Raw genomic sequence first — 7,657 nt, 5'->3', positions numbered from 1 at the left:
AGTCGACCTTGGCCTGGTTGTTGTTGACCAGCTCGATCTTCTCGACGCGACCGACGCGCACGCCTGCCATTCGGACGTCATCGCTCTCGCGCAGCCCGTACGCATCGGAGAAGATCGCCGAATACGATGTGGTGCCGCCGGATACATCCCGGCGCAGCGTGGCGTACACCAGCCACGTTAGCGCCAGCGCGACCGCCATGAAGACGGTCAGCGCGATCAGCGGACCGCGGAACTTCATCAGGAACCTTCCTTCGCACGTCTTTGCCAGGGGCAGCAATCCTAAGATATACGATACGATACAGTTTCGTATATAAATCCGGTATTCGGTTCGTCTCCGCACTTGATGGGAGGTGCGTGTTGAAGGGGTAGTGGCGATCTGTGAGTACCGGGAGCAGCCCGCGGTTTGGGCGGTTGGGATCGTTTGTGGTGCGGCACCGGGTGTGGGTGGTGCTGGGCTGGCTGCTGGTGGCGGGAACGCTCAATGCTGCGTTTCCGCAGTTGGAGACCGTTGTGCGGCAGCAGTCAATCTCGCCATTGGCGATCGATTCCCCGTCCATCCTGGCGCTTTCACAGACGGCCGCAGCGTTCGATGAGGACGGGACACAGACGGCGGTCACGATCGCGATGCGTGATCCGGCCGGTTTGGGCAGCTCTCAGGCGAGTCTGTACGGCCAGCTGGTGGATCGTTTGCGGGCCCAGCCGGAAGCCGTGCTTGCGGTGCAGGACCTACTGAGCAACAAGGACTCTCGCAGCCAAGTGGTCAGTCAAGACGGCCAGGCCTGGTATGTCATGGTGGGCTTGAAGGGGACGATCGGATCTCCAGAGGCCGCTGACTCGCTGCGACAGGTCAAGGACACCACTGCCCAAACCTTTAGCGGCTCGACGGTTACTGCGTACGTGACCGGACCGGTCGCGTCCCTGGGTGACACATTTGAAGCAGCCAACACAGACTTGCTGAAGATCGCCCTTGCGACCGGCGTCCTCATTGCGGCGATCTTGCTGGCGATTTACCGCTCGGTCCTCACCGCGTTGCTTCCGCTCCTGGTGATCGGAGTGTCGTTCGCAGTTGCGCGTGGAACGCTCAGCGGCCTTGGGATCGCCGGAATGCCGGTTTCTGAGAACTCGGCGTCATTCATGACGGTGGTACTGCTCGGTGCAGGCACGGACTACTCGGTCTTCGTTATCAGTCGCTATCACGAGGCGATCCGCGCCGGACAGTCTCCGGCAGAGGCGGTCGGCACCGCACTGAGCGGCATCGGCAAGGTGATCGTTGCGTCCGCGGCAACAGTGGCTGTCGCATTTGCCGCCATGACATTCAACAAGCTGGAGGTGCTATCGACTTCTGGGCCTGCCTGCGCAATCGCCGTGCTGGTCGGCTTTGCAGCCTCGGTCACGCTGCTGCCGCCCATGCTGGAAACGGCGGGACGCCACGGGATTGGACTGCCTGGTAAGGATCTGACGTCGCGGCAATGGGCGCGTGTCGGTGTCGTAGTAGCCCGCAAGCCCACCGCAGTTCTGGGGGCAAGTCTGGTGCTGTTGATCGCACTGGCCGGGCTGACGAGCCAACTTCACCTGAGTTACAACGATCGCACCAACCAGCCGTCAACAACCGACAGCAACCGCGGATATGCACTGCTGGACGAGCACTTCCCCAAAGATCTGATACTGCCGCAGCAACTGGTGATCCACTCGCCGAAAGACCTGCGCACCGCCCAAGGACTCGGTGATCTGGAACAGATGGCCTACCGAGTCTCTCAGCTGGCTGGCGTTAGCACAGTCCGTGGAGTGACTCGTCCCCGCGGAACTAAACTCGACGATGCGACATTGTCCAACCAGGCGGGCAAGATCAGCGACAGCATGGGTGATGCCGTCCACAACGCCAACGGTAGCCGCGGTCAGCTCGCACAACTGACAAGCGGCGCCGATCAGCTGGATGCCGGGCTTAGACAGCTCAAATCTGCTGTCGCCGAATCAATTCCGATGATATCGAAGATATCGAACGTGATGGACAAATATCAGACTTTGATCGGTACCCTCGGCGGCTCCACAGCCGCTGTTGATCGGTTCACCTCACTGGGACCATCCGTCGATTCCGGACTTGAGGCAACCCGCAAAGCGATCGACATGGTGGAGCCAGTCAGGAACGCGCTGGCCGCAACAGAACTCTGCACGGCCAATCCCCAGTGCACGATGCTGATTGAGAATCTCCAAGCGCTGACCAACCTGCGGGACAACGGATTTCTCGATCAACTAAGTAAGTTCCGCGACGCTGTCGTCACCGCGACAGGAGCCTCTAAGCTGACAGACCTCGTCACGTCGATGTCTACTGCGATGAAACAGGCAGGACGCACCCTGGGGATGAATAGTCCCGGCAGCAGCTTGGTAACACAAGTCCAACAGATGGTGAGTGGAATCGGCGCGTTGTCTGACGGTGCTACCCAACTGGCGGAAGGCGTCCGCACCCTCGTCGATAAGAACATCGAAATGCTTGACGGGATGGGCCAAGTCGCCGCGGCACTCAAGACCATGCGCACCGAGGCAGCCGCCCCCGCCTTGTCCGGTTTCTACCTGCCGCGAAATGCCTTTGAGAATGCCGACTTTAAGACGATGGGCAAGTACTTCGTCGCCAAAGACGGCAAGACCGTGCGGTACATCGTCGAATCCAACGTCGACCCCTACAGTGCTGCCGGGATGGAGCTGGCGCGTTCCATCCAGACTGTCGCTGCGCAGGCCCTGCCGAACACCAGCCTGGCCGACGCATCGGTAACGGTGATCGGGTTTCCGTCCATCTATAACGATCTGGCAGCGATGGTCGCAAGAGACTTCGTCCAGGTGGTAATCGTCACGGTGCTGATTGTGGCGGCGATACTCGCGTTGCTCCTGCGTTCTGTTATCGCCCCGCTTTACCTAATGGCCACCGTCATCCTGACCTATCTGTCGGCGCTCGGCCTGGGAGTAGCCGTCTTTCAATGGTGGCTGGGCCGAGATTTGTTCTGGGCAGTCCCCCCAATGGCCTTCATCGTTCTGGTCGCCGTAGGCGCCGATTACAACCTGCTGCTGATCTCACGGCTGCGCGATGAGTCGGCAACCAACATCCGTGTTGGGGTCATCCGGACGGTGAAGTACACCGGCTCGGTGATCACCTCCGCCGGCCTCATCTTCGCGGCCTCCATGTTTGGGCTGATGTTCGGCAGCCTAAAGGCAATCGCCGAGATTGGCTTCATTATCGGAACCGGCCTGCTGCTAGACACTTTCGTTGTCCGCACCCTCACGGTCCCCGCCATCGCAGTGCTCCTCGGCAAAGCTAACTGGTGGCCATCGAGGCGCTAGCTGGGCTGCGTTTGCACCGCGAAGGCCGATGCGACCGTTCGTGCTGCAGATGTGACCGCGTCATCATCGGGCACGGCCGATCCGAGCAGCACGCTGGCCAGCACCGGCCCTACGGCCATTCCCAAAAGTAGTAGTGCATCGACATCTTCGCTGAGCTCACCCCGCGTAATGGCACGCTCCACGACCACAGTCGGCCAGACAAACCGGCTCTCGATGTACCTTCTGACTTCGGGATCGATTGTTGTGCGCTCGCCGCTCACCAGAATCAGGATTCGCCCGACCGCCGACCCAAATACGGAGTCGCGCATCAAGAAAATCAACGCAGTCAAATCATCAACAAAGTTTCCGGTGTCCGGCAGGTCGAAGTCCGGGACTTGACTCAATGCCTCAACCACGAGCGCACTGTGGGAAGGCCACCATCGGTAGATCGTCGCCTTGCCCACCTCCGCGCGGTTGGCTACCGCTTCCATCGAGAGTGACGCAAAGCCCTCGTCTTGGATCAACGCCAGGGTTGCGTTCAGAATCGCGAGTCGAGACTTCTCACTTCGAGGGCGGCCTTGCCGCACCAACTCGCCGCGTATCGCACCGTCTTGCTGCGCCGCCACCACGTACCTCAACAATCAGCAATCACCCGAACAACTCAGGTTAGACCAGCCCTGCGGCACGAGTGCTCAATCGGGCCCGCAACTGTTTGATCGACCGTCAAGGCGGGTACGTCGCCAGGACGATGCACCGTCCGGCTAAAGGGCATGTGAAATGAACATCGAGTATAAATTCCGGTGCCCGAAGTAGATGGCGCCTGTTACTCAAATATGGCGCTCGCGGCGATAAATTGCGGTCAGCGTCGGTACGTGGCCAGATTGGCGGCCAATTCGTCGAACAGCGCCTGGTTGAGACCGAACGCGACCCTGACCTCGTCGACCACACGCGCGTTCTCCCGGGCGTCCAACCCCAACCCATCGAGGCGGGCACGGTACGCGTCCTTATACGGCTTCGGCCGCATGGGGAACTCGTAGAACGACAGGCCCGCCCCGTCGAGGCCGAATGCGCGGTCGAGTATGCGGCCGATGGCTTGGCCGCCGGAGAGGTCACCTAGGTATCGAACGTAGTGGTGCGCCAGCAGCGCCCCACTCCAGTCGGCGCCGCTCATTCGGTCCCGATAGGCCTGCGCTGCAACGGAGTTCACCTGGCGGTTGATGCCGGGAGCCCAGTGCTCAAGGTCGGCGTCGAGGGCGTCGCGCCGCTCCAAGGCAGGGTCGTAGACGGCCGCGATCAGGGGATCGTCACGACGCGTCCGCACGGCCTCTTCCAACGCGGCGTAAACCACCCGCAGCCGCAAGAGGTAGTCGACGTAGCCCTGGGCGTTGACTCTGCCGGAAAGCAACTCGGAAACGAACGGCGACTGCTCCGCGGCATCGTGTTCGGCGCGCGAACCGTCACGCATGGCCAGCGAAAGGGACTCGGCGGCTTCAGAAACCGTGGGAGAGCTGAGAGTCATGCGACGCGCGTCCTGTCCTCGAATTTCCATGACAACTTGTCAGGATCATGCTGACAAGTTGTCAGAAACATAACATGATGCGGCATCGAAGTGGGGCCTACGTGGTTGACCCCAAGGCGCGCAGCACAAAACGTTCGATCGCTGCAACCGGCAGCTGCCGCGTCGCGAGGCACGCGTGGAGCAGGGAGACTGTCGCCGACTGGTCTTCTACGACGAAAAGCCGTGCGGTTACCCCGTCCTCCAAAATTTCGCGCAGCACATCTTCAACCGCAATCACATGCTCCCGGATGGCCACCAAGGCGTCCCGGGATAGGGCGCCATACAGCTGATTGCCCAGCCCCATGTGGAACTGCTGGCCTGCTTCCAGCTGGTGCCGGATGTAGATACCCAGCCGCTGTACCGGATCGTCGATGTCGGCCAGCGCCGTGCGCAGACCTTCGAGATAGCGGCTCGTCTCATGGGAGGCGAATGCGACGATAACAGCTTCCTTGTCGGCGAAATGGTGGTAAATCGCCGTGCGCCCAATCTCTGCGGCCGAGGCCAGCTTGGCCATGGTGATGGCATCGAAGCTCTGCTCAGCCATGAGATCGGCGAACGCCGCGAAGACGCGACGGTGCACCTGTTCGCGGTGCTCTTCCACCGAAGAGGCACTGATCCTGGGCACGCCGCGACTCTAACCCGAGGAGCCGAACGTCCAGCCTCGACAGGCTGGATGCCGCAAACGGACCTAGGCCTTCCCCGCCGCGCCGCGGCGTGCCGCTTCACGTCGCGCCCCCACGAGAAGACTCGCCATCGACTTGCGCAGTACCCAGACCATCGCCGCGTCGGGCGCTGGGATCAGCGGGGTGGACTCCATTGAGTAATGCACCGTTGTGCCCTGGGGGTGGTCGGTGAGCGTAATGGTCCCGACATGTGAGCGCACCGGAAGGCCTGCGACGATCCGATACCGAATACGTTCCCCGTCAACCAGTTCGGTGATCTCTTCCTTGACACCCACCGGACCGACACCGATCCGGTGTACGGCGCCGACGCCTTGGCGTTCGGTGGTGCCGGGACGGACGAGCTTCACGGTAAAGGGCAGGAATTCGTTGTAGCCTTCGCGGTCGGCGAACAGCGCGTAGACGGTGCTGCGGGGAGCCTCGAAGATGGTTTCCTCTGCGTACTTGGCCATGGGCGTCCTTTGTTGTCCGGGTGGATGTCAGCGCTTGCGGGTTCGCAACACATGCGAACCGAGTCGGGAGAACCCCTTGACCCGTACGCCGCGCAGGTGACGGAGCACGAACTCGTCCTGGTCTCCCAGGGCGGCAGCGGCCCCGTCGTCGAGCAGAACGGTACCCGGGCGGGCCACGCCGGTCAGTCGTGAGGCGGTGTTGACGACGGTGCCGTAGAGGTCGCCGAAGCGGGTTAGTACCTCTCCATACGCCAAACCGACACGGATCTGAGGAATTTCCGGAACCTTTTGCGCTGCTGCGGTTATCGCAGCGTTCATTGCCAGGGCGATGCGCGCGCCCTCAGCCGCGTTGGTAGCGGCGAACATCACCTCGTCGCCGACGTTCTTGATCACCCAACCACCGTGTGTGGTGATCGCATCGGTGAGGGCAGTCTCGAATGTCTCCAACAGGTTGGTCAGCTCGTCCGCCTCCAGATGACGGGAAAGGCGCGTGTAGCCAACCATATCGGCGAATCCGACAAGCAATTGCCTTGTGGTGCTGCCGGATTCGACGGAGCGTGCCAGCGCGGCGGCCAAGTGTCGGTGCCAGGCGTACTCCTGTAACTCGGTGAGCGTCTCGATGGTTCGCGCGGCGGCGTTGATGTTCGGCTCAGCCGTCGCGCCGTCATCTTCAGTGGCGATGCGGTGTTCGATCTCCCGTGTAATGAGGTCGGCCTGCCATTCGGCCAGCCGTGCCATGGCCTGGCCGAGCGTCCGGGCCTCGGCGATCTGGCCCTGTTCATCGCCCGTCGTTGCCGGGCTCATCGCCGCGAAAGTGCGCACCGCGGCGATATCGGCGTCGGTGAAGGCAATCTCGTCGTCGCTGGAGGCCGCCGCGAAACCGAGTGCCACCCAGAGTCTCTGCGCCCGGTCGACGGATACCCCGGACAACTCGGCCACTTGCGTGCGGGTGTACTTGCGTGGTCCTCCGAGTAGCGACTGTTCGATCGCGGCGTCGACCACCTCGTTCAGCCCGCGAGACTCGACCATCTCGCCAGTACAGCACATGTGGATGCGCGGCGGGCAGTGTCAGGAACCTTGACTTGCTAGCCGGAAACCCCGAGTATCTGACGAAGATTCCTCGACAGCGAGGCAAAGGGACGGCGCGATGAACTGGAACTTCTTAGGGCATAACTGGCACCTCTTTGGGTACCTGGCGATCCTCGCCTTTGTGGCACTGCTGAGCTTCGCGACCTGCATGTTCGTGTACACGACCCGCCTAAGGAACCAGGCGTCATCGCCGCTGGCGGACAGGGTCGGCGGCTATCCGTTCGTCCTGAAGAAGGTGCGTAAACGCGAGCCGATGTCGGCGGACGAGCTGAATTTCGCGCGGCAAGCGATTGCCGACCGGGGATCGTTATGGGCGTTTTCCATCCCGGCCACTATCTTCAGCCTCGGCTGCTTCTACGTGCTGGGCAGCATGGAACAACTGCATGGAGCCACCCCCTCCGAGCGCACGTTTCTCGGCGTAATCCCGATGATCTCGTCGATCAACATCACCGCGCAGGTGCTCAGGATGAGGAAGTTGAAAGGACGGCTCCCGGCAACGTCGTGAGGCTCATCTGACGGATTGTCGATACCGGCGAAAGTTGCCGCGCTCACTCCCAGGTTCGGCTGAT

At 61.7% G+C, this 7,657-nt stretch carries 8 protein-coding genes; 2 read left to right on the top strand and 6 right to left on the bottom strand.

Annotated features, from left to right (window positions below; all coding sequences use genetic code 11):
• A partial coding sequence (locus FZI91_RS08615; RefSeq protein ID WP_155938480.1) for an MlaD family protein occupies nt 1–238 on the bottom strand: 238 nt, incomplete at its 3' end.
• 140 nt (nt 239–378) lie between these two features.
• Between FZI91_RS08615 and FZI91_RS08610 the strand changes: the two genes are divergently transcribed.
• A complete protein-coding gene (locus FZI91_RS08610) occupies nt 379–3,330 on the top strand; it encodes an MMPL family transporter (RefSeq protein WP_309224179.1) in 2,952 nt (983 codons plus the stop codon).
• Here FZI91_RS08610 and FZI91_RS08605 read toward each other — a convergent pair.
• From FZI91_RS08605 to FZI91_RS08585, 5 genes are all read right to left on the bottom strand, one after another.
• The gene (locus tag FZI91_RS08605) at nt 3,327–3,935 is read right to left on the bottom strand and encodes a TetR/AcrR family transcriptional regulator (protein WP_162526544.1); all 609 of its coding nucleotides are present in this window, start codon (nt 3,933–3,935) and stop codon (nt 3,327–3,329) included. The genes FZI91_RS08610 and FZI91_RS08605 overlap by 4 nt on opposite strands.
• Nucleotides 3,936–4,168: 233 nt before the next feature.
• Complete coding sequence (locus FZI91_RS08600) at nt 4,169–4,828, bottom strand: heme oxygenase (biliverdin-producing) (RefSeq protein WP_155938476.1); 660 nt, start codon at nt 4,826–4,828, stop codon at nt 4,169–4,171.
• Between the two features lie 97 nt (nt 4,829–4,925).
• Complete coding sequence (locus FZI91_RS08595; protein WP_162526543.1) at nt 4,926–5,492, bottom strand: TetR/AcrR family transcriptional regulator; 567 nt, start codon at nt 5,490–5,492, stop codon at nt 4,926–4,928.
• 63 nt (nt 5,493–5,555) lie between these two features.
• Nucleotides 5,556–5,999, bottom strand: coding sequence for an SRPBCC family protein (locus FZI91_RS08590; protein WP_155938474.1), 444 nt, complete (start codon nt 5,997–5,999; stop codon nt 5,556–5,558).
• Nucleotides 6,000–6,026: 27 nt separating this feature from the next.
• A complete protein-coding gene (locus FZI91_RS08585; RefSeq protein ID WP_155938472.1) occupies nt 6,027–7,028 on the bottom strand; it encodes an adenylate/guanylate cyclase domain-containing protein in 1,002 nt (333 codons plus the stop codon).
• Between the two features lie 118 nt (nt 7,029–7,146).
• Between FZI91_RS08585 and FZI91_RS08580 the strand changes: the two genes are divergently transcribed.
• Entirely contained in the window at nt 7,147–7,593 is a 447-nt protein-coding gene (locus tag FZI91_RS08580) for a hypothetical protein (protein WP_155938470.1), read from the top strand.
• Nucleotides 7,594–7,657 lie beyond the last annotated feature (64 nt).

Origin of the sequence: Mycobacteroides sp. CBMA 271 (genome assembly GCF_009729205.1) — a bacterium.
GTDB lineage: Bacteria > Actinomycetota > Actinomycetes > Mycobacteriales > Mycobacteriaceae > Mycobacterium.
The sequence above is the reverse complement of the archived record's forward strand: the minus strand, read 5'-3'. Positions and strand labels throughout refer to the sequence as shown.

Excerpts from the sequence above, each read along its gene's own strand:
- FZI91_RS08585 (WP_155938472.1), bottom strand. The coding sequence starts at position 7,028 with ATGGTCGAGTCTCGCGGGCTGAACGAGGTGGTCGACGCCGCGATCGAA.
- FZI91_RS08580 (WP_155938470.1), top strand. The coding sequence starts at position 7,147 with ATGAACTGGAACTTCTTAGGGCATAACTGGCACCTCTTTGGGTACCTG.
- FZI91_RS08590 (WP_155938474.1), bottom strand. The coding sequence starts at position 5,999 with ATGGCCAAGTACGCAGAGGAAACCATCTTCGAGGCTCCCCGCAGCACC.
- FZI91_RS08600 (WP_155938476.1), bottom strand. The coding sequence starts at position 4,828 with ATGACTCTCAGCTCTCCCACGGTTTCTGAAGCCGCCGAGTCCCTTTCG.